The 404-nt window shown below is 53.0% G+C and carries 1 pseudogene; it reads left to right on the top strand.

What is annotated here, in order from left to right:
- A pseudogene (locus DK187_RS20975) lies at positions 1-404 on the top strand (MBL fold metallo-hydrolase); the annotation flags it as partial.

Below are 404 nucleotides of genomic sequence, written 5' to 3'. Positions count from 1 at the left end.
GCGTCTAGTGTGCAGGTGCGTTTGTGCCGTGCGGGGCATATTTTGGGTTCCGCGTATGTGACCTTTCGGGTTAAGGGTGATGCGATTTGTCGGCCTGAAGGCGCGACCCACAAACAATATCATGATGTGGTGTTTTCGGGGGATTTGGGCGCGCCCTATTCGCCTTTGTTGTCGGCACCGCAGTCGCCTTATCGGGCGGACCAGTTGATTTTAGAAAGCACCTATGGCGATAGAAACCATGAAAATCGTGCCACGCGACGCCAGCGTTTGCAGCACAGTTTGGAACACGCCTTGAGGGATTCGGGCACGGTATTGATTCCCGCGTTTAGTATTGGCCGCACCCAGGAATTGCTCTATGAGTTAGAGCATATTATTCATCAGAACAAGCAAAAAGCCGTGAGCCG

Origin of the sequence: Marinomonas arctica (genome assembly GCF_003259225.1) — a bacterium.
Taxonomy (GTDB): Bacteria; Pseudomonadota; Gammaproteobacteria; order Pseudomonadales; family Marinomonadaceae; genus Marinomonas; species Marinomonas arctica.
This window is presented reverse-complemented; position numbering and strand designations above follow the sequence as displayed.